This is a genomic window from Psychrilyobacter sp., assembly GCF_049671765.1.
In the GTDB taxonomy this organism is placed as follows: Bacteria; Fusobacteriota; Fusobacteriia; order Fusobacteriales; family Fusobacteriaceae; genus Psychrilyobacter.
Genome location: NZ_JBATVM010000270.1, coordinates 1 through 20,682, shown reverse-complemented (window position 1 = coordinate 20,682; position 20,682 = coordinate 1). Strand labels below are relative to the sequence as shown.

Sequence of the window (20,682 nt, the reverse complement as noted above, 5' to 3'; positions counted from 1 at the left end):
CTTAAGGGGGTTAGAAATAGCCTTAAAGGTAGCGTGAGTGGCCTTATTTCACTCTGAAATTACTGTGTGTTTATTTTTTGTATTGAATCATAAAAAACACCTCTTATAGGAGGTTTAATACATAGAGGGGGAAAGTTAAGGGTACTATTTTTTTATTTATATGACATATTGTAAGAGAATTAACTTCTAATAAAAAAAGCAATTAATCGTAATAGGATTAATTGCTTTTTTTATTATTACCTCTTGACATTTTTGTACAAAAATCGTATTATAAATACATAAATTAACTCGTATATGCCCCTAATAAGGAGGAGCGTTTCTACAGGTCACCGTAAATGACCTACTATGAGTGAAAAAATTATGTATATGGTGAATTCTACTAAGTAATTAGAGGAGTTCTTTAGCCTAAATGCCTATTTTCTCACTTATTGGGAGGAGTAGGCATTTTTTGTTTACTCGAGCCTTGATTAGAGTTATCAAAAAGACTTTGGGAGGAATAAAATGAAAAATAGATCACCATATGATTTGGATGGAGTACCAGTACTTAAGGAAGCTATACCGTTAGGAATGCAACATATATTAGCAATGTTTGTAAGTAATTTAGCACCAATATTAATCGTTGGAGGAGTTATAGGAATTCCAAGTGAAAAATTAACATTTTTAATTCAATGTACTATGTTTGTATCTGGAGTAAATACATTGATTCAGGCATATAGGATTGGACCTATTGGAGCAAGATTACCAGTTGTTGTTGGAACAAGTTTTGCATTTGTACCTGTAGCTATCTCAATTGGATTAAAATATGGATTTGAGGGTGTATTAGGAGCAGCATTGATCGGTGGATTATTTGAAGCATTTATCGGATTATTTATGAGAAAAGTTAGAAAGTTTTTCCCACCAATTGTAACAGGTGTAGTAGTTTTATCTATTGGGTTATCATTATTACCAGTTGGAATCAAAAACTTAGCTGGTGGATTTGGAGCAAAAGATTTTGGTTCATTATCAAACTTACTTTTAGGTGGATCAGTACTAGTAGTTGTTATTATCTTCAATCAATTTGCAAAAGGAATTTGGAGAACAGCAGCTATAGCAGTAGGAACAGCAGCAGGAATAGTAATAGCAGGGTTTATGGGGAAAATCGATTTTGGAGCTGTAAGTCAAGCTAGTTATTTCGTAGTACCTAAACCATTTACATATGGATTCGAATTTCATTTAGATGCTATATTAGCAATGATGCTAATGTATGTGGTATCAGCTGTGGAAACAGTAGGAGATATGTCAGGAGTAACAATGGGTGGAGCCAATAGAGAAGTAACAGACAAAGAATTATCTGGTGGAATCTTAGCCGATGGTTTTGGAGGAGTTATAGCAGCATCATTTAGTATCTTACCAACTACTTCATTCAGCCAAAATACAGGAATTGTAGCTATGACAGGAGTTATGAGTAGATTTGTTGTTGGAACTGGAGCAATGTTTTTAGTAGCAGGAGCATTCATGCCAAAGATCGGAGCATTGATATCTATCATACCTGCTAGTGTTATAGGTGGAAGTTTAGTTATGTTATTTGCAATGATCGCTATTAGTGGAATAAACTTGATCACAAAAGAAAAGTTAGTAGGTAGAAATGCAGTTATAGTCGCTGTAGCTTTAGGAGTAGGATTTGGAATGGGAAGTGTTCCAGAAGCATTAGCTTCTTTACCAGAATCACTTAAATTAATATTTGGAGGATCTGGAATAGTTGTATCAGCTGGAATAGCAGTTATATTAAATGTAATCCTTCCTAAAGAAATAGTAAAGGAAGAAGAAAAGAGAAAAACAGTAAAATTAAAAAGAGCATAGATGTTTTGAAATAGTAAAACAGCTGAAATTACTTTTCAGCTGTTTTTTTTATAAAAAATAAGGTATCATTAAAAGGGGAAAAAATATTAAAGAAAATAAGAAAAACTGAAGGAGGAGAATATGTTTACAATAAAACAGCATTTAATGGCTAAGTCCGTAGAAGAAGGGTATGAAACTTTAGTTAAGAATAGAAATAACATAATTTTAGGAGGATCAGCCTTTTTGAAGTTAGGAAATAAAAATATTAATATAGGAATAGATCTATCTAATTTAGAGTTAGATTATATTAGAGAAGATGAAAATAATATAGAGATAGGCCCTATGACAACTTTTAGGAGTATAGAAACTAATGAAATATTAAAAGATGATTTTGATGGAATAGTGGCTAGATCAGTAGAAGAGATTGTGGGTATTCAATTAAGATCTGTTATAACCGCTGGAGCTACAGTAGCTTCTAAATATGGATTTTCAGATTTTATAACAGCACTTCTATGTCTAGATACTCATATAGAATTATTTAAAGGTGGAGTTGTATCTTTAGAATCGTATTTAGCTGAGGAAAAAGTACCCAAAGATATTTTGGTTAAAATTATAATAAAAAAAGATGGGAAAAGTGCAACTTTTAAAACAATGAGAAATTCAAAGAGTGACTATGCTATTTTGAATTGTGCTGTTTCTAATTTAGATGACGAATATAGAGTAGTTGTAGGAGCAAGGCCTGGAAGAGCAGTAGTTGCTAGAATTGAAAATGAGCAATTTAAAATTGAAAATTTAGAAGAAATTATTAAAAAAATTGTGGATGAGATGAAATTTGGAACAAATATGAGAGCTAGTGGAGAATATAGAAAAATGATAGCAAAAGTTTTAATTAGAAGATCTATAGAAGAACTAAAAAATAAATAACTCTTTCCTTGTTGTCGTTTTCTCTAGAATTAGAGAAAACTATCGCTTTAATATCCTTTTTATGGTTTCTTTGACTTGAAAGAAACCATAAAAAGGAAGAGTTAAAATATAAAATCAGTGTGACTTGTATCAAAAAAAGGAGATGAAATTTAGTGGAAATTAAATTAAAAATAAATGGTATAAATAAAGAAATATCTATAAAAGATGGTGAATATCTACAGTCAGCTTTGAAAAAACTGGGATATTTAAATGTAAGAAAAGGATGTGAAACAGGGTCTTGTGGTCTATGTACAGTATTATTAGATGGTAAACCAACTCTTTCTTGCTCAACATTAGCTATCAGAGGAATAGGGAAAGAAATTACTACCTTAGAAGGTGAAAGCATAGAAGTAGCAAAATTCGCCGAAGTTTTGACCAGTGAAGGAGCAGATCAATGTGGGTACTGTTCACCTGGATTTACCCTTACTGTAATAGCTATGAAGAGGGAGTTAGAGTCTCCTACAATAGATGAGATAAAGCATTATTTAACTGGAAACCTATGTAGATGTACTGGATATATGGGGCAGCTTAGAGCAGTTAAAAAATACATGGAGGTAAAATAATGGGATATGTGGGAAAGGGAATAAAAAAGATAGACGGGATGGGACTCATCAAGGGAGCATCATCATACACTGAAGATATCGCATTAGGACACAATTATCTGACTGTTAAGTTACTCCGTAGTCCCCATGCTTTTGCTAGAATAAAAAATATAGATACAAGTATAGCTTCTAAAATTGAAGGTATAGAATGTATATTAACTTATAAAGATGTGACAGATAAAAGATTTACCCTAGCAGGACAATCTTTTCCAGAACCATCTCCCCACGACAGAAGAATATTAGGGGAATATGTAAGATATGTAGGAGATGAAGTAGCAATAATTGCAGGAAAAGATGAAGAAACTGTATTAAAAGCTATGAAACTCATAAAGGTAGACTATGAAATATTAGAGCCTATATTAGATTTTGAAAAAGCCATAGATAATAAAACTATAATACATACTGAAGAACCATATACATGTTTCAACTTTGGTAATGAACACCAGAGAAATATAGCAGCTCAGAATCTTCTTGTAAGTGGTGATGTAGATAAAGAATTAGAAAATTCAGATATAGTTATAGAGCATACTTATCATACGCAAGCACAGATCCATGGAATGATGGAAAATTATATAGCAATTACTTATATGGATTTTCAAGATAGGATGAATATAATCAGTTCTACCCAAGTTCCATTTCATGTGAGAAGACATATATCTAATATATTAGATATACCAAGAAGTAAAGTGAAAATTATAAAACCTCGTATTGGAGGTGGATTTGGAGGAAAGCAGACTTGTTCAGTAGAGATCTTTCCTGCACTGATAACCAAAATAACTGGAAAACCGGCAAAGTTAGTATATAATAGAAAGGAAACTCATACTTGTACTACTACTAGGCATGAGATGAAATTAACTGTAAAATTAGGAGCTACTAAAGATGGAATTATAAATGCTGTAGATATTCACGGATTATCTAATACTGGAGCATATGGAGAGCATGCATGGACTGTATTTAGTGTTGTAGGGTTAAAAACACTCCCTATGTACAGAGCTAAAGCTCGTAGATTTTATGGAGAAGTGGTGTATACTAATATGACTACAGCAGGAGCCTTTAGAGGTTATGGTGTAACCCAAGGAACATTTGCATTGGAGTCTGCAATAAATGAATTGGCTAAAAAACTCGGTATGGATTCAAGTGTAATACGTGAGAAAAATTTAGTAAAGCAAGGAGAATTAAATCCTATTCTAAATGGTTTTGTTGGAGAAGATTCTATTGTATTAGATAGTAGTACTCTAGATGAGTGTGTTGCTAGAGGAAAAGAGTTGATTGGATGGGATAAAAAATATCCTATACAAAAAATATCTCCTACAAAAGCTCGTGGTATAGGAATGGCCGTTACTATGCAGGGATCAGGGATCCATGGAATAGATACAGCATCTGCTACACTAAAATTAAATGATGACGGATTTTATACACTATTAGTAGGAGTAAGTGATATGGGGCAAGGTTGTGACACCGCAGTGGCTCAAATGGCTGCGGAAATACTATGTGTTCCTGTATCTAAAATAATAGTAAATACTACAGATACAGATGTAAATCCATATGATCCTGGTGCATATGCTTCTAGTGGAACCTATGTTACAGGAAATGCAGTTATAAAAGCAGCTAACCTTATGGTTGAAAAAATAACAGAAGGGGCCTCTAAGATATTAGATATCCCAGTAGAAGATATAGAATTTAATGGCGAATCATTATTGTTAAAGGATGGACAAGAGATTTCGCTAGATGAGATTGCGTATAGATTGATATCATATGAAGGGCAGAATCAAATTATGACTACTGGTACTTGGGGTGGGCATACTTCTCCGCCACCATTTATAGCAGGATTTGCTGAAGTGGAAGTTGATTTAGAGACTGGTAAAGTAGAGATGATAGACTATGTAGCTGTAGTTGACTGTGGTACAGTGATCAATCCTAATCTAGCACGTATTCAAGTGGAAGGTGGAATAGCTCAAGGAATAGGATTAGCTTTATTTGAAGATGTAAAATATGATGCAAAAGGTAAAATGATGTCAAATACATTCATGCAATATAAGATACCATCTAGATGTGATGTAGGTGATATCAGAGTAGAATTTAAACCTAGTTTTGAGAAGACAGGCCCATTTGGTGCAAAATCAATAGGAGAGGTTGTTATTAATACTTCTGCTCCTGCAATTGCAGATGCAGTAGCAAATGCTACAGGAGTAAGGATAAGAACATTACCTATAACCCCAGAAAAAGTACTCATGGGAATAGTGAACACAAAGGAAAATTAGTCACAGAGTTACACTGAGGGAATGGAAAGATACACAGAGATTACACTCTGTGAAACTCATATTTTTCTCTGTGAATCTCTGTGTCAAGAGAGGTTATTTGTTATGAAAAATTTAAATTTTAAAAAGGGAGATGTAGTATCTATAGTAGGAGCTGGAGGAAAGACTACCCTCCTAAACTATTTGTCTAATAAGTATAGGGTAGACAACTCTGTCCTTATGACTACAACTACTAAGATCTTTACACCATTTAATTATGATTACTTATATCATGATATAAATTTTTTAGATACAGTATCTATCCCATTAAAAAAGAATCTTTATGTGGTAGCTCCTAAATATAAGGATAAACTATCTAGTCTTCCTATGAAAGATTTGGAATTATTAGTAAAACATTTTGACTATACTTTTATAGAAGCAGACGGATCTCATATGAAACCCCTAAAGGGATGGAATGAAACCGAACCTGTTATTTGTACTAATACTACAATAACTATAGGAGTAGTTGATGTTACCCATATAGGAAAACTAATAAACAAAGAATTTATCCATAGGATAGAGTTTTTTTGTAGATTAGTAGATAAAAAAGAAGGAGATATATTGACTATAGATGATTATGTTAAAATCATTCTAAAAAAAGATGGCCTTTTTAAAAATTCAAAGGGTAAAAAAATTATATATTTTAGTAAATTAGATCTCATAGAAAATTTAGAAATTGTAGAAAAAATAAAAAATAAATTATATGACAAACATTTTCATGGAGATATTTTAGAGATAGAATAGTAGGAGGAGTTAATGATTACAGGTATAGTACTAGCTTCTGGATACAGTTCACGTATGGGAGAAAATAAACTCCTGCTATTAAAAGATAATAACCCAATGATTGAACATCTTTTTATTCAATTATATAAAATAAAATTTCATGAAGTTATAGTGGTTACCCAGTATATTGAGATAGAGAAGATAGCTAGATCATATGGTTATACAGTAGTTACAAATCATAAGCCACAAAATGGAATAAGTGAAAGTATAAAGTTAGGAGTAGAAAATACAGATACAGATTCTAATTTTATGTTTTTTACTGGAGATCAACCATTTCTCACTAGTGAAGTTATAGAAAAAATAATAGAGAATTCTAATAGTCATCAGGTAGTAGTACCTAGAGTCTCAGGGAAAAATAAAAGTCCTGTTATATTTGGAAAAACATATAGGAAAGAACTCCTAAAATTAACTGGAGATATCGGTGGTAAAGAAATAATAAAAAATAACCTAGACAATATAAAATATGTGAATTTTTCTGATGAAAATGATTTTTTAGATATAGATACATGGGAAGAATACGAAAAAATAAGGTAGGAGTTTCTATCTTATTTTTTTTATTCTTATTTTTTATTATTATAGTTATCTTATAATTGTAATTTATACAATTATGTGGTAAAACATAAGTATACTATATCTAGTAAAAAAAATAGATATATACACAATAGGAGGTATTTTAAATGATAAAAATATATGGAAAAGAAAATTGTAAACAATGTGAAGAATTAAAGTCTAAACTGGTTAATAGTGGAACAGAGTTTAAATATATAGAGGATATAAAAGAACTAAGAATTGTAGCAAGTAAGGCAAAGATAATGTCAGCACCAATAATTGAATATAATAATAAATTTTATACAATGGATAATTTTTTAAAAGAGGTTAAATAATATGAACAGGATGATTATCAATAGAGATGGGATAAAAGAACCTATAGATATAGATAAAATCAGAGAAAAACTAATTAGAGCCTGTGATGGATTAGATATTAATATGGTGGAATTAGAAAGTTATATAGACACTATCTATCAGGAAGATATTACAACTAAAAGAATACAGGAATCGTTAATTAATTTAACTGTATCTATGACAAACTTTGAATCTAGTCATTGGGCAAATGTCGGAGGTAGACTTCTAATGATGGAGATCGAAAGAGAAGTATACCATGGCAGAGGTTATTCATATGAGAATTTTTATAAAACAATAACAGAGCTATGCAAAAATAATATCTATGACAATAGATTATTAGATTATACAGAAAAAGAAATTAAAGAGTTAGGAAAATATATAGTTCCAGACAGGGATATGAACTATGACTATGCTGGAGCTAATATGTTTATAAATAGATATCTATTAAAATATAATGGAGAAGTTTGGGAATTACCTCAAGAAGTTTTCATGGCTATATCTATGATGCTATCTCTAAATGAGAAAAAAGATAGAATAGACAGAGTTAAAAAGTTTTATGATGTGTTATCCCTAAAAAAAATATCTTTAGCAACACCTATTTTAGCCAACCTAAGAATTCCTAATGGAAATCTTGCTTCGTGTTTTATCAGTGCCATAGATGATAATATAGAATCTATTTTCTATAATGTAGACTCTATAGCAAAGATAAGTAAAAATGGCGGAGGAGTAGGAGTAAATCTATCTAGAATTCGTGGGAAAGGATCAGTCGTTAATGGATATTTAAATGCCAGCGGTGGAGTAATACCATGGATAAAAATAATAAATGATACTGCAGTAGCTGTTAACCAACAGGGAAGAAGAGCAGGAGCAGTAACTGTAGCTCTTGATACTTGGCATATAGATATGGAACAATTTTTAGAACTCCAAAGTGAAAATGGTGATCAAAGAGGTAAATCATATGATGTATACCCCCAAGTAGTAGTTTCGGATCTATTTATGAAAAGGGTAGAAGAAAACAAAAGTTGGACTCTCTTTGATCCATATGAAGTAAGGAAAAAATATGATGTTGAACTCTGTGAACTCTATGGAGAAAAATTTGAAGATATATACAAAAGTCTTGAAAACGATGAGAGTTTGCAAATAACAAAAAAAATAAGTGCTAGGGAGCTCCTAAAAGAGATTATGAAGACGCAAATTGAAACAGGGATGCCGTATATCTTTTTTAAAGATACAGCCAATAGAATGAATCATAATTCCCACAAAGGAATGATAGGTAATGGAAACCTTTGTATGGAAAGTTTTTCAAATTTCTCTCCTACGAAAAAATTTAGCGAGACAAGGGAAGAAAATATTGGGATCTCTAAAAATACATTAGGAGAAGTTCATACTTGTAACCTTTTATCTCTAAATCTAGCAGAGATAGAAGATGAAGAGTTAGAGGAAATGAGTATCTTAGCTGTAAGACTGCTAGATAATACCATAGAACTTACAAAATCTCCTCTGAGAGAATCTGATAGACATAACGAGCTATATAGAACTGTTGGTGTAGGAGCTATGGGCCTATCTGATTATTTAGCATATAGATACCTTATGTATGAAGAGTCCGCAGAAGAGGTCGATAAATTATTTGAAAAAATTGCTCTTTATACTCTCAAAGGGAGTGCTATTTTAGCCAAAGAAAGAGGACAGTATAAGATGTTCCCTGGATCTAACTGGGATAAAGGAAACTTTTTTGGAAAAGAAAGACAACACTATATAGATAATTCAGATATAGGTGAAGAATGGAAAGAGGTATTTGATATGGTAGCTTCTCATGGGATTAGAAATGGTGAACTAACAGCAGTAGCTCCTAATACATCTACATCACTCCTAATGGGTGCTACAGCTTCTGTTAATCCAGTATTTTCTAGATTTTTTATTGAGAAAAATCAAAAAGGAGCAGTTCCTCGTGTGGTAAAACATTTAAATGATCGATCTTGGTTTTATAGTGAAGCAAAAAAAATAGATCCCAAAGAATATGTTCATGTAATGAGTAAAATTTCTAGATGGATAACTCAAGGTGTATCTATGGAACTATTATTTGACCTAAATACTGATATAAGGGCAAAAGATATATATGACACTATAATGACAGCATGGAAGACTCAGTGTAAATCGATATACTATACTAGAACTATTCAAAAGAATAGCAATATAATGAGGGAAAAAGAGGAGTGTGAAAGTTGCAGTGGATAGAAAAAAAATATTTAACCCCCAAGGGGTAGATAGTTTGGATCAGAGAAAAATGATAGGTGGAGATACTACAAATATATTTAATTTAAACAATGTTAAATATCAGTGGGCTAATAATCTATACAGAACTATGATGGGTAATTTTTGGATACCAGAAAAAACAGATCTAACTCAAGATAAAAATGATTATGTTAGTTTAGTTGATGAGGAAAAGGATGCATATGATGGAATACTTTCTTTTTTAGTATTTCTTGATAGTATCCAAACTAATAATGTGCCAAATATTTCAAACTATATAACAGCACCAGAGGTAAATTTGATATTAGCTATCCAGACATATCAAGAAGCTATCCATTCTCAATCCTATCAATATATAATAGAAAGTATCCTTCCTAAGGAAAAGAGAAACCTTATATATGATAAATGGAGAGATGATGAGGTACTCTTTGAAAGAAATCAATATATAGCAAAGGTATATCAAGATTTTATAGATGTTCCTAGCAATAAAAATTTTGCTAAAGTCTTAGTAGCGAATTATCTATTAGAATCACTTTACTTTTACAATGGATTTAATTTCTTTTATTTATTAGCTAGTAGAAATAAGATGATGGGAACCTCTGATATTATTAAATTAATCAATAGAGACGAATTATCCCATGTGGTTTTATTTCAAAATATGATAAATGAAATTAAACAAGAAAACATAAATTATTTTAGTGAAGAAGAAATATATGATATGTTTGAAGTAGCTGTACAGCAAGAAATAAAATGGAGTAAACATATCATAGGGAAGAAAATATTAGGAGTTACTGAAAAAACTATTGAAGACTATACTAAGTGGCTAGCTAATGAAAGGCTTAGGAGTCTTGGACTGAGTAAACTTTATTCAGGATACGATAAAAATCCTTATAAACATCTGGAAAAATTAGCAGATACTGAAGGAGAAGGAAATGTAAAAGCTAATTTTTTTGAAGGAAATGTAACTTCGTACAATATGAGCTCTTCCATAGATGGGTGGGACGAGCTTTAAAATTAAAACACTTTAATTTGTGGCGCTAAAATTAAAGTATTTTATATTTTCGTTTACATTTAAAATTTAATTCTTTTTTTCACAAATACGTAAAAAAAAGTACGATATAACCGGAAATCGAACTTTTTATTCAATATATATATATAATTCAATCAGTGTAGTTTAAAATTGTTTGGAAAAATAAAAAACGTTTGTAATTTAGAGTACTATGGTTTAAAATAAGGAAAAATGTATGAAACATAATTTAATGGTTTGTTAACTCAAGATTAATAATCGTGAAAAAAGTTAAATTATAATGAATAAAAATATTGACTTTTATTATCCCAAATGTTATACTTTTTCACATAGTAAGACTATTTTTAAACTGGGAGGAATAAAATGAGTAATTATTTAAATAGTTTCAAAGGAGATCTTTGGAAAGAGGAAATCAACGTAAGAGATTTTATACAAAATAACTACACACCATATGAAGGTGGAGATGAATTTTTAGTAGGGGCTACTGATAACTCTAAAAAATTATGGGATAAATTAACAGAAATGTTTAAAGTAGAAATAGAAAAAGGTGTTTATGACGCAGAAACTAAAATGCCTTCAGCCGTAGATGCATACGGAGCAGGGTATATAGAAAAAGATTTAGAAAGTATTGTAGGATTACAAACTGATGCACCATTAAAAAGAGCAATGTTCCCTAAAGGTGGATTAAGAACTGTTCAAAATGCATTAGAATCTTATGGATATGAAATGGATCCAGTAACTGTAGAATTCTTTAAAAATAATAGAGTAACTCATAACGATGGAGTATTTTCAGCATATACTGATGATATCAGAGCTGCTAGAAGATCTGGAATCATCACTGGTTTACCAGATGCATATGGAAGAGGAAGAATCATAGGAGACTATAGAAGAGTCGCTCTTTATGGTGTAGACAGATTAATAGCTGATAAAGTTGCTCAAAAGAAAACTTTAGATACAGCTGAAATGACTGAAGATATCATCAGAAGCAGAGAAGAAGTTTCACAACAGATTGCATCTTTAAAAGCTTTGATCAATATGTGTAATGCATACGGATTTGATGTGTCTAAGCCCGCTATAAACGCAAAAGAAGCTATTCAGTGGACATATTTTGCTTACCTTGCGGCTACCAAGCATCAAGACGGAGCTGCTATGTCATTAGGTAGAGTATCTACTTTCTTAGACATCTATATTGAAAAAGATGTCGCTGAAGGAACACTTACTGAAGAAGAAGCTCAAGAATATATGGACCAATTCATCATGAAATTAAGAATAGTAAGATTCTTAAGACCACCAGCATACAATGAGTTATTCTCAGGAGATCCTACATGGGTTACAGAATCAATTGGTGGAATGGGTGTAGACGGAAGAACTTTAGTAACTAGAACTTCATTCAGAACATTAAATACTCTATATAACTTAGGTCCAGCACCTGAGCCAAACTTAACAGTTTTATGGTCAACTAGTTTACCTGAAAACTTTAAGCAATTTGCTGCAAAAGTATCTATGGATACTTCATCATTACAATATGAAAATGATGATCTTATGAGAAACCAATTTGGTGACGACTATGGAATCGCTTGTTGTGTATCTCCTATGAAAATAGGTAAAGGAATGCAATTCTTTGGTGCCAGAGTAAACTTACCTAAAGCATTATTATATGCTATCAATGGTGGAAAAGACGAGAAGAATGGAGTACAAGTAGGTCCTCAATTCGCTCCTATCACATCTGAATACTTAGATTTCGACGAAGTTATGGAAAAGTTTGATCAAAGTATGGATTGGTTATCTAAAGTATATGGAAAAGCATTAAACATAATTCATTACATGCATGACAAATATGCTTATGAAGCATTCCAAATGTCATTACATGATTTAGAAATAGATAGAACACAAGCTCATGGAATAGCAGGAATCTCAATTGTTGCTGACTCATTAGCAGCTATCAAAAATGCTAAAGTAAAAGTTATCAGAAACGAAGATGGATTAGCAGTTGATTATGAAATCGAAGGAGATTACACTCCATTCGGAAATAACGACGATGAAACTGATGCATTCGCAGTAATGATCACTAAAAACTTCATGAACAAGATCAGAACTCACCACATGTATAGAGGAGCTAGACCTACTCAATCTCTATTAACTATCACTTCAAACGTAGTATACGGAAAGAAGACTGGTAATACACCAGACGGTAGAAGAGCTGGAGAACCATTTGGTCCAGGAGCTAACCCTATGCATGGTAGAGACAGAAGAGGAGCAATTGCTTCTATGGCATCAGTTGCAAAATTACCATTTGAACATGCAAATGATGGTATCTCTTATACATTTGCTATAACTCCAGGAGCATTAGGAAAAGAAGATTCTATTAGAAGAAACAACCTAATCTCATTAATGGATGGATATTTCTCTCCAACTGGTGGACAACATTTAAACGTTAACGTATTCGATAGATCATTATTAGAAGACGCAATGGAAAGACCTGAGTTATATCCTCAATTAACTATCAGAGTATCTGGATATGCAGTTAACTTTGTTAGATTAACTAAGGAACAACAATTAGATGTTATAAGAAGAACTATTAACTCAACTATGTAATAAAAAGTTATAGTTTACAAAGTGGTAGTTAATTAATTTTAACTGCCACTTTTATGTTATAATACACTTATTATGTAATAGAATTATATAAAGTTAGGCCCTTAGAAAATAGCTAAAGTAAAGGAGATGAAATAGATGAAATTAACAGGAAAACTACACTCATTTGAAAGTTGTGGTACCGTAGACGGTCCTGGTATCAGGTTTATTGTATTTACACAAGGGTGTCCTTTAAGATGTAAATATTGTCATAATCCTGATACATGGGATCTTAAAGATGCAAAATATGAAAGAGATATTGAGTTTACTATAAATGAAATTAAAAAGTACAAGCCATTTTTTAGAAATGGTGGAGGATTGACAGTTACAGGTGGGGAACCATTTGTACAAACAAATTATATAGAAGCTTTATTCAAAAGAGCTAAAGAAGAGGGAATCCATACAGCGGTAGATACTTCTGGCTATATTTTTAATGATAGAGTAAAGGAAGTTCTTGAATATGTTGATTTAGTATTATTAGATATCAAAAGTATAAATCCAGACACTTATAAAGAACTTACAGGGGTAGAATTAGAAAATACCCTTAAATTTGCTGAATATTTAGAGAACATAGATAAACCAGTATGGATAAGACATGTTGTTGTTCCTGGAATAACAGATAAGAAGGAAAATTTGGAAAAATTAGCAGACTATGTTTCTAAATTAAAAAATGTAGAAAAAATTGAATTACTGCCATTTCATCAACTTGGGACACATAAGTGGGAAGAGATGAATCTTACATATCCGTTAAAAGATGTGGAGGAACCTACAGCAGAAGAAATGAAAAGTGCTAGGCAAATATTTAGAAATAAAGGATTAAATGTAGGATAGAAAAAAGATCAAAATCTTCTATGATTTTGATCTTTTTTCTTATTATAATTTAATTGAATCTAAAAATTAAAGTCTTTAGAAGACGTTTTATACCATTCCACAAAATCATTAAATTTAAGAGGTTCGGTAAAATAATACCCTTGAGCATAGTTACACTTTAAATTGGATAAGATCTCAAAAGATTCTTTATTTTCTACACCCTCTGCTAGTGGGTGTACGTTCATGATATGTGCTAACTGTATAGAAGACTTTACAATATCTTGATTTTCTTGATTTGTAGCCATATCTCTTACGAATGTTTGGTCAATTTTTATTTTATCAAAAGGTAATTTTTTTATGTATAAAATAGAAGAATATCCAGTTCCAAAATCATCTAGAGAAAAACCTATACCATATTTTTTTATTTCATTCATAGCATTTGCAATAGTATCAAAATCTTCTATTAAATCTCTTTCTAATACTTCTATTTCTAAATTTTCTAGAAGATAACCTAGATTTTTAAATCTTTTAATAGCTCTTGAAAAATCAGGATTAGTTAAATATTTTAATGGAATATTAACTGATAAATTAATATCTATTCCCAAATGTTTTAATTCATTTAAAGCCTTTAAAGCTCTTTCTAAGACAAAAAAAGTGATTTCATTAATAAAATTTGTAGTTTCTATAAAAGGTATAAATTTATCTGGGCTTATTACTCCTTTTATGGGATGTAACCATCTAATAAGGACTTCTGCTCCTTCTATTTTTTTTTCTAATACATTCACTTTTGGATGAAAACAAAGGTAAAATTCTTTATTTTTTAAAGCTCTTGGTATCTCACTAAATAATTCGAAATTAACCATTTGTTGTTTTGAAATTTCAGGGATATACATATAAAAATCTAAAAGGTTTTTTCTTGCGAGTATTCTAGCCATTTCGGCTTCTTTTATGAGTTCTAAATTATCTTTATTATATTTTGCTACGCCTAGAGAAATCTCAGGAAAAAACTTAGTATCTTTTAAATCGATAGTATATCTTAAAACTTTAGATATTTTTTTAAATTCTTCTGTTTCGCTTTCGTTATTTTCATTTTTTAAAAGTATTGCAAATTCATTATCTGAAAAATGGAAAATTTCATCCCCACTATTATTATTTAAATTTTTATAGTCTTTAAGTTTATGAGCAAAGTTTTTTAATATATCTTCAGCTAAATTAGAACCTAAATTAGAAATAGCTTTAGAAAAATTTTCTATTTTTAATATAGCAAGAAAATATTCTGTATCTTTATCTAATTTAATATTTTCAAAATATTTTCTATTGCGCAATTGTGTAATAGGGTTATAAAATGCCAGAGTATTGATAGTTTTTATATGTTTTGTGAGTAACTTAAGTATTAATCCCATGAGAACTCCAATAATTACAAAGAATAAAATCCTAAGGGACCAATTTGAAAAACTCTGCATATTCATAATAGAACTTTCAATAGGCATATATGGTCCAAGGATTAGTCCTCCTAAAATTCCAAAAGACAGACCTCCTAGTGGGCCAAAAACTAGACTTCCCAAAAATATAGGAAAATACATGATATGAAGATATACATATTTAGTTCCACCAGTAGCAAAAACAAAACTACCTAATAAAAGTTCTAAAATTAAAATTAAAATAACTAAAATAAATTTCTTTAATCCTTTTGGATTTATCCAATCATTTATATAATTAGTTATAGAGACAATATTTTTCATTCTTCACCTCCTAAAATCAATATTTACTTTATACTGAAAATAATAAAGAAATCCTTTTTATATTTAAGTATATAAAAAGGATTTCTTCATATTTATTTTTAAGTTTTAAAAGATATTTTCTATAAACACTGAAGATATATCAAAACAGAAAATTTACTAATATAGTTTTTTAGACTTTAAATTTTTATAATTTTACTTTCATAAGGAGATAAAAAGATCTCTTTAAATAGTTTTTCTTCTGAAGAATGGTTGGTGATAATTAGATGTTCACCAAATTCACAGCTTCTTTTATAAACTTCTAAATCTTTAGGCGATTCTGTGATTTTAATCTGTTTTTCTTCTAAAATAGTAGATGCTATTATATTTAAAACAATATCATCTACTCCTCCACCAATATAGTATACATGACCACTACCGTAAGAGTTTTTTGTTATACACGCTTTTTCATTATAAAATTTATCATTATATTTAAATAATGTCTTAGCAGTAGTAGGAGTAATTAAATCTCTCCACACTTCACATGTTCCTCTATGATCTATATAATTATCAACTCCTACTATCTCAACTTCTTGACCTTGTTGGAGTGATTCGATCTCTTCTATAGAGATTCCACAAAGATCTTTCACTAAACATGGGAGAGTTTTTTCAAAATAAAGGTTATTATTTCTATCTTTTATTCCTGTTCTATATGAAAAAATTATTGTACCACCATTTTTGGCAAAATATTCAAGTCTTTTTGCTAAGGTTTCATCTATAATTTTAGTTACTGGTAAAACTATAACCTTATAATTATTAAAGTTCTTCTTGTAGGAAATAACATCAATATTAATATTTTTTTCATAAAAAGGTGTATAAAGTCTCATAAGTTCATTGGTGAAATCAAAATTTAAACTTTGATTTTGAGCTTTCCAACTCCATATATTATCAAAATCATAGATGATAGCAAGATCAGATTTTATAGAAGACATAAATAAAGTTTCATATTTTGAGATATCTTTGATGGCAGATTGAACTTCCTTATATTTTCTATTGATTTTATTATCTTGATCAAGTATACCAAAACAATATTGCTCTGCACCCTTTGTCATTCCACGATATCTAAACCACAGCATAGATTCACATCCATGAGCAAAAGCTTGATAAGCCCATATTTTTCCTTGATTAGGCCTAGGAAGATATCCTATGACATCGTGTCCTTGAGCTCCCATGAGCTGTTCTAATATCCAAAAATTCTTCTGTTGAAGACCTCTTATAAAATCTAATGTCATAGCTATTTGTCCTGGGGATACAGGTTCTTTTAACCCACCCCAAACAGGATAATTGTCATATGATACAAAATCTAAATTTTTTGTATTTTCTTCGTGATCATATAATTTAGTATAAAATCCACCAGATAAATTAGTGGTTACAGTCTGATGAGGTCCACTAAGGTTTTTAACTAGTTGAATTTGAAAATTTGCATATTGATTTAAAGAATCAGATTTGAATCTCATCCAATCTAATTTTAAGGTAGGATTATGAGTAGTGATAGTCTTTAAAGGTGCTGGGATTTCATCGAAGTAGTTATAAGTTTGTCCCCAAAATATTGTTCCATAAACTTCATTTAATTTATCAATAGTATGATATTTGTTTTGTAAGAATTCTTGAAATTTTAATTGGCATGTTTCACAATAACAATCATCAGAACCTTCGTGTCCAAATTCATTATCAACTTGCCAAGATATTATAGAGGGGTGAGCTCTATAATGTTCTAAAAGTTTAGTTACTATTTTATTGGAATATTCAAGGTAGACATCTGAATTATAACAATATTGTCTCCTCCCCCCAAAAACTCGAGCTTGTAAATTTTTATCTTTAGATAAAATACTAGGATGTTTTTTGGCCAACCAAGCAGGAAAAGTAGCTGTAGGAGTACCAAAAATTATTTTTAACCCTGCTTTTTCACATTTTTTTATAACCATATCAAAGAATGTAAAATCAAATTGGCCCTCTTTTTTTTCCATTAAATGCCAGGCAAACTCCCCAATTCTAACTATATTACATCCCATCTCAACTATTCTTTGGATATCACTATCAATCATATTTATATTCCAATGTTCTGGATAATAATCTACTCCAAAATACATCTATACCTCCCTTAAACTAAATATTTATAATTTATTAATAAGTATAGTTCTTTTTCTTTTATAATGCAACATAGGAAAGAAAAAAGACGAAGTCGGGCTTTATATCTACATAAATTACAATTAAGCTTGCATAGTTTTTGAGACAAAAAAAGATCCTAGATTCAAACTAATCTACGATCTTTTTTTTATTATACTTATTTTTTAGTAGTTAATATAAAATTCTGTGTTTTGAATTTTATCAAATCTTTCTAATTCATTATGCTCTCTGAATTCAGCTGGTAAAATTTCCTCTGCTTTGAAAAAGTTTAAAAAGTTTATTCCTGCTCTTTTAATTTTTGCCATTTTTATTTCCTCCTGTTAAAATCTTATTTATACAGTTATAATATCAGTTATTTCACTATATTAAAAATATATATATTAAATTGATATATATATATTTATAACTTTTATTAATATTATATTGCTATTAATTAGGGTTTTAGGACTATAAAAAAAGTACTATTTTATAGGTTGAATAAATGTTCATCTCAAAATTTCTCTCTAATATTTTAAAGTTAATGAAAAATTAAAAATCATATATGGTATATATCCAAAAAAATGAAATCAACTTTATTAACTCAGTTAAAAATGATTTGACATTTTAAAAATCATGATGTAACATTATTATAGATTGTGTACCAAAAATAAATTCTAGGGGGAACTATATGAAAAAAATATTTGTAGTAATGACCATGGCCGCAGCAGTAACTGCTTGTGGTGGAAATGATAAAACAGCAACTACAGAAGGGATAAGTGCACCTAAAATTGGAGTAGCTATTTATAAGTTTGATGATAACTTTATGTCAGTTTTGAGGCAAGATCTGGGAAAAATTTCGACGGCTAAAGGAATCAAACTAGACCTAGTAGATTCACAGAATAACCAATCTACTCAAAATGACCAAATTGACGTATTTTTATCTAAAGGAATGGATGTATTAGCTGTAAATTTAGTTGATCCTGCTTCTGCCTCGACTATTATTAATAAGGCTAAAGAAGAAAATAAACCGGTGGTATTTTTCAATAAAGAACCATCTGAAATAGACATGAATTCATATGATAAAATCTACTATGTAGGAACAGACTCTAAGGAGTCAGGAGTAATACAAGGAGAACTAATTGCTAAACATTGGATGGATAATATAGATAAATGGGATTTAAATAAAGATGGAAAAATTCAATTTGTACTATTAAAAGGAGAACCAGGACATCCAGATGCAGAAGCTAGAACTGAATGGGCAATAAAAACATTGAATGAAAAAGGGATAGATACAGAAGCAATGCATTTAGATACAGCAATGTGGGATACAGCAATGGCTAAAGACAAGATGGATGCATGGATTGCAGGCCCTAATAAAGATAAGATAGAAGTAGTTATAGCAAATAATGATGGGATGGCATTTGGAGCAATAGAATCATTAAAAGCAGCAGGAAGATCAGACATACCTGTATTCGGAATAGATGCTCTTCCAGAAGCACTTGCAATGGTTGAAAGAGGAGAGTTAGAAGGAACTGTATTGAATGATGCTAAAAACCAAGCTCAAGCAACTTTTGATCTTTCTTATAATCTAGCTGTTGGGAAAGAGCCACTTGAAGGAACTGAATGGAAACTAGATGAGAAAAAAGCTGTAAGAGTTCCTTATATAGGAGTAGATAAAGATAATCTTGCAGATTTTAAATAATATATTTTAGCTGGGTTTTATCACCCAGCTTTATTTTATAGAAGGAGGATCTTAAAAATGGAAGAAAAATTTCTTTTGGAAATGAAGGAAATAACCAAGGAGTTTCCTGGGGTAAAAGCTCTAGATGAGGTTAGCATTCAAATAAAAAAATCTAGTGTTCATGCACTTATGGGAGAAAATGGTGCAGGAAAATCAACACTTATGAAGTGTCTTTTTGGTATCTATCGAAAAGATCATGGAGAGATTATATTTTGTGGAAAAGAAATAGATTTCACCTCTCCAAAAGAAGCTTTAGACAGTGGAGTATCCATGGTTCATCAAGAGTTAAACCAAGTATTACAAAGAAATGTAATGGACAATATATGGCTTGGAAGATATCCTCAAAAAGGTTTTTTTATAAATGAGAAGAAGATGTATGATGATACAAAAAAAATATTTGATGAGTTAGATATAGAGATAGATCCAAAGAAGAAAGTTGGAGAGTTATCTGTGTCAGAAATGCAGATGTTAGAGATAGCCAAAGCGGTTTCTTACGATTCTAAAATAATAGTGATGGATGAGCCTACTTCTTCTCTAACAGAAAAAGAGGTAACACATCTATTTAAAATCATTAATAAATTGAGAGATAGAGGTTGTGGGATCATATATATATCCCATAAGATGGAAGAAATATTAGAAATAGCAGATGAAGTAACTGTTATGAGAGATGGAAAATGGATTTCTACTGATAATTCAAAAGATCTTACTACAGATATTATTATTAATATGATGGTAGGAAGGGATCTAAGTGAAAGATTTCCTCCTAAGACTAATATTCCTAAAGAAGTGATCCTTGAAATAAAAGATTTTACAGCGAAGCAACAACCTTCTTTTAGAGATATAAATTTTAAATTACGTAAGGGAGAAATTCTTGGAATTGCAGGGTTAGTAGGAGCTAAAAGAACTGAGATCTTGGAATCTATTTTTGGAATGAGAGAAAGGGAAACAGGAGTAATAGTACTAGATGGTAAAA

Annotated in this window: 16 protein-coding genes and 1 riboswitch; of the genes, 13 read left to right on the top strand and 3 right to left on the bottom strand. The window is 30.5% G+C overall.

Annotated elements, in window-relative coordinates; all coding sequences use genetic code 11:
* Positions 1-268: 268 nt before the first annotated feature.
* Positions 269-366: riboswitch (purine riboswitch) on the top strand.
* 135 nt (positions 367-501) lie between these two features.
* From WBG30_RS12720 to pflA, 11 genes are all read left to right on the top strand, one after another.
* Positions 502-1,839 carry a uracil-xanthine permease family protein gene (locus WBG30_RS12720; protein ID WP_424505038.1) on the top strand — a complete coding sequence of 446 codons (1,338 nt, stop codon included), beginning with the start codon at positions 502-504 and terminating at the stop codon, positions 1,837-1,839.
* A gap of 120 nt (positions 1,840-1,959) precedes the next feature.
* Positions 1,960-2,742: an FAD binding domain-containing protein gene (locus WBG30_RS12715; RefSeq protein ID WP_424505037.1), complete on the top strand. Its 783-nt coding sequence runs from the start codon at positions 1,960-1,962 to the stop codon at positions 2,740-2,742.
* A 152-nt stretch (positions 2,743-2,894) separates the two neighbouring features.
* On the top strand, positions 2,895-3,344 hold the full coding sequence (locus WBG30_RS12710; RefSeq protein WP_424505036.1) for a (2Fe-2S)-binding protein: 450 nt from the start codon (positions 2,895-2,897) through the stop codon (positions 3,342-3,344).
* Positions 3,344-5,644 (top strand): xanthine dehydrogenase family protein molybdopterin-binding subunit, encoded by a 2,301-nt coding sequence (locus WBG30_RS12705; RefSeq protein ID WP_424505035.1) that lies wholly within the window; start codon positions 3,344-3,346, stop codon positions 5,642-5,644. Before WBG30_RS12710 ends, WBG30_RS12705 begins: the two co-directional genes overlap by 1 nt.
* Positions 5,645-5,746: 102 nt before the next feature.
* Positions 5,747-6,424 carry a selenium cofactor biosynthesis protein YqeC gene (gene yqeC / locus WBG30_RS12700; protein ID WP_424505034.1) on the top strand — a complete coding sequence of 226 codons (678 nt, stop codon included), beginning with the start codon at positions 5,747-5,749 and terminating at the stop codon, positions 6,422-6,424.
* Between the two features lie 12 nt (positions 6,425-6,436).
* Positions 6,437-6,997 carry a nucleotidyltransferase family protein gene (locus WBG30_RS12695; RefSeq protein WP_424505033.1) on the top strand — a complete coding sequence of 187 codons (561 nt, stop codon included), beginning with the start codon at positions 6,437-6,439 and terminating at the stop codon, positions 6,995-6,997.
* Positions 6,998-7,140: 143 nt separating this feature from the next.
* Positions 7,141-7,347 carry a glutaredoxin family protein gene (locus tag WBG30_RS12690; RefSeq protein ID WP_424505032.1) on the top strand — a complete coding sequence of 69 codons (207 nt, stop codon included), beginning with the start codon at positions 7,141-7,143 and terminating at the stop codon, positions 7,345-7,347.
* A 1-nt stretch (position 7,348) separates the two neighbouring features.
* The gene (locus WBG30_RS12685) at positions 7,349-9,601 is read left to right on the top strand and encodes a ribonucleoside-diphosphate reductase subunit alpha (protein WP_424505031.1); all 2,253 of its coding nucleotides are present in this window, start codon (positions 7,349-7,351) and stop codon (positions 9,599-9,601) included.
* Positions 9,594-10,628, top strand: coding sequence for a ribonucleotide-diphosphate reductase subunit beta (locus WBG30_RS12680; protein WP_424505039.1), 1,035 nt, complete (start codon positions 9,594-9,596; stop codon positions 10,626-10,628). The genes WBG30_RS12685 and WBG30_RS12680 overlap by 8 nt, the downstream gene beginning before the upstream one ends.
* 378 nt (positions 10,629-11,006) lie before the next feature.
* Positions 11,007-13,238 carry a formate C-acetyltransferase gene (pflB, locus tag WBG30_RS12675; RefSeq protein WP_424505030.1) on the top strand — a complete coding sequence of 744 codons (2,232 nt, stop codon included), beginning with the start codon at positions 11,007-11,009 and terminating at the stop codon, positions 13,236-13,238.
* A 135-nt stretch (positions 13,239-13,373) separates the two neighbouring features.
* Positions 13,374-14,105, top strand: a complete 732-nt coding sequence (gene pflA, locus WBG30_RS12670; protein WP_424505029.1) for a pyruvate formate-lyase-activating protein — start codon at positions 13,374-13,376, stop codon at positions 14,103-14,105.
* 59 nt (positions 14,106-14,164) lie between these two features.
* Here the strand turns inward: pflA and WBG30_RS12665 are convergent, their stop codons facing one another.
* The 3 genes from WBG30_RS12665 to WBG30_RS12655 form a co-directional block, all read right to left on the bottom strand.
* Positions 14,165-15,826: an EAL domain-containing protein gene (locus tag WBG30_RS12665; RefSeq protein ID WP_424505028.1), complete on the bottom strand. Its 1,662-nt coding sequence runs from the start codon at positions 15,824-15,826 to the stop codon at positions 14,165-14,167.
* Positions 15,827-16,002: 176 nt separating this feature from the next.
* A complete protein-coding gene (locus WBG30_RS12660) occupies positions 16,003-17,952 on the bottom strand; it encodes a beta-galactosidase (RefSeq protein ID WP_424505027.1) in 1,950 nt (649 codons plus the stop codon).
* 201 nt (positions 17,953-18,153) lie between these two features.
* The gene (locus WBG30_RS12655; protein WP_424505026.1) at positions 18,154-18,294 is read right to left on the bottom strand and encodes a hypothetical protein; all 141 of its coding nucleotides are present in this window, start codon (positions 18,292-18,294) and stop codon (positions 18,154-18,156) included.
* Positions 18,295-18,656: 362 nt separating this feature from the next.
* On the opposite strand from WBG30_RS12655, the gene mglB reads away from it, so the two are divergent.
* Complete coding sequence (gene mglB / locus WBG30_RS12650; RefSeq protein WP_424505025.1) at positions 18,657-19,670, top strand: galactose/glucose ABC transporter substrate-binding protein MglB; 1,014 nt, start codon at positions 18,657-18,659, stop codon at positions 19,668-19,670.
* Between the two features lie 57 nt (positions 19,671-19,727).
* Positions 19,728-20,682, top strand: a 955-nt coding sequence (locus WBG30_RS12645; protein WP_424505024.1) for an ATP-binding cassette domain-containing protein, incomplete at its 3' end; no start/stop codon positions are given.